Consider the following 756-nt stretch of genomic DNA (forward strand, 5'->3'; position numbering starts at 1 on the left):
AGTTAATCCACTATAAAAAGGTCGTCTGAAAAGATTGCGGGGATTTAGACCCACATTTTCAGACGACCTCTGCGTATTTCATCAACCCAACGCAAATCAATGAAAAGAAACGCGTCGGGTTGCCTCAAGCTGCGGCTTACCTGCCCGACAATACCGCCGCACCTGCTTTCGCGACACTTTCGTCTTCATCGACTGAGCCGCCGCTCACGCCGACGCTGCCGACGATAACGCCGTTTTTATCCACCAGCAGCACACCGCCGGGAAAAATCACCAAACCGTCGTTGGTCACCTCAATACCGTAAAGCTCGCCGCCCGGCTGCGAAGCCTTGCCCAAATCGCGGGTGGACATATTGAAATAGCGTGCCGTTTTCGCCTTTTTCTGTGCAATATCGATACTGCCGATAAACGCATCGTCCATACGCGCAAACGCCTTCAAATTACCGCCTGCGTCCACGACCGCGATATTCATCGGCACCCTGATTTCACGCGCCTTTTTCATCGAAGCCTGCACCACCGCCTGCGCCTGAGCCGTCGTCAAATCGCCCGGTAGCGTTTTGGTCAAACCCGCCGAAAACGCCGGCGCACCCAATGCCAAAGTACACAACAATGCAACTGATTTTATGCCGCGCATAACTGTCTCCTTGTATTGAATCAATGAAAGGTACTGCACTTTTGATTGTATGTCTGTCGGCGGGAACAATAAAGGTCGTCTGAAAACCATAAGACAGGTTTGAACTGCACCCCAAAAGTTGGACA

The 756-nt window shown here is 51.9% G+C and carries 1 protein-coding gene; it reads right to left on the reverse strand.

What is annotated here, in order from left to right; translation table 11 throughout:
• Nucleotides 1-136 precede the first annotated feature (136 nt).
• The gene (locus tag HMPREF3066_RS09805) at nt 137-631 is read right to left on the reverse strand and encodes a GlcG/HbpS family heme-binding protein (protein WP_070442584.1); all 495 of its coding nucleotides are present in this window, start codon (nt 629-631) and stop codon (nt 137-139) included.
• Nucleotides 632-756 lie beyond the last annotated feature (125 nt).

The sequence above is a fragment of the Neisseria sp. HMSC03D10 genome (assembly GCF_001807625.1).
In the GTDB taxonomy this organism is placed as follows: Bacteria; Pseudomonadota; Gammaproteobacteria; order Burkholderiales; family Neisseriaceae; genus Neisseria; species Neisseria mucosa.